Origin of the sequence: Methylophaga sp. UBA1464, from assembly GCF_002325665.1 — a bacterium.
Lineage (GTDB): Bacteria > Pseudomonadota > Gammaproteobacteria > Nitrosococcales > Methylophagaceae > Methylophaga.
Window position 1 is genome coordinate 18,356 of record NZ_DCSO01000099.1, and the last position, 1,236, is coordinate 19,591.

The 1,236-nt window shown below is 49.6% G+C and carries 2 protein-coding genes; both read left to right on the forward strand.

Annotated elements, in window-relative coordinates; all coding sequences use genetic code 11:
* A partial coding sequence (locus tag B3O33_RS13715) for a glycoside hydrolase family 3 N-terminal domain-containing protein (protein ID WP_292363830.1) occupies positions 1-367 on the forward strand: 367 nt, incomplete at its 5' end.
* Between the two features lie 75 nt (positions 368-442).
* A partial coding sequence (locus B3O33_RS13720) for a PHP domain-containing protein (protein ID WP_292363831.1) occupies positions 443-1,236 on the forward strand: 794 nt, incomplete at its 3' end.

The following is a 1,236-nucleotide window of genomic DNA, read 5'->3' on the forward strand; positions in this document are numbered from 1 at the left end:
GGGTTTTTCGCCATACTGGATTCAGGAAATTCTGCGTAAACGTATGGGCTTTCAAGGCGCAGTCATCAGTGATGATTTGAGCATGGCGGGTGCTGCAATTATGGGTGACAGTACGGCCCGTGCCGAAGCGGCTCTGGCTGCTGGCTGTGATTTATTGCTGCTGTGCAATAATCCGTCGGAGGTCGAAAGTGTGCTGGATAATCTTAAATGTGAAGCCGATCCGCTAAGACATATGCGTCTGGTTCGTCTACACGGTCGACATCCGATTGATCGGGATACATTAATGGCCGGCGAGCAATGGAAACAGGCGGTTTATACCGTAGCCAACTATGCGCCTGATACCGATCGACAACTGGATCTTACCTGATAAATTTTCGGGAGATTCCTCTTTTACCACCAACCGGTGGTGTTATCATTTTGCTTTGAATTAAATAACGGTCTCATGACTTCGCAATTCGTACACCTTCATTTACATACCGATTATTCGCTGGTTGACGGACTGGTCCGTATCAAACCGCTGGTCAAAGCCGCTGCTGCGTCTGGCATGCCGGCAATTGCTATTACTGATCAACATAACCTGTTTGCCGCCGTCAAACTTTACAGTGCTGCCATGCAAGCCGGGGTCAAACCGATTTTGGGTGCCGATATCCGGCTGCGCGATAGTAACGACAGTAAAAAAAGCCTGCGTATGGTGTTGTTGTGCAGCACGATGGAGGGCTATCACAATCTGTCACGATTGATTTCCAGAGCCTATACCGAAGGACAACATCTGGGTGTACCCATGCTGGAACCCGAATGGCTGGATGGGCAAACCGATGGGTTGATTTGTCTCAGTGGTGGGCGTGAAGGTGTGTTAGGCCGTGATCTGCTCGGTGGTCGCCAGACAGAAGCTGAACAACTTGCCAGACATTGGATGAAGTTGTTTCCCAATCGTTTTTATCTGGAACTGATCCGTACTGGCCGTGAAGATGAAGAGCGTTATATTCAGCAGGCATTACAGCTTGCCAGTCAACTCGACTTGCCAGTGGTCGCCACCAACGATGTGCGTTTTTTAACACCCGATCAGTTTGAAGCACATGAAGCCAAAGTGTGCATTAACGAAGGCCGGTTACTGGATGACCCTCGTCGACCGAGGATGTACTCCGAACAGCAATACCTGCGAAGTCCGGAAGAAATGGTGCGCTTGTTTTCCGATATTCCGGAAGCCATCACCAACACAGTTGAAATCGCTAAACG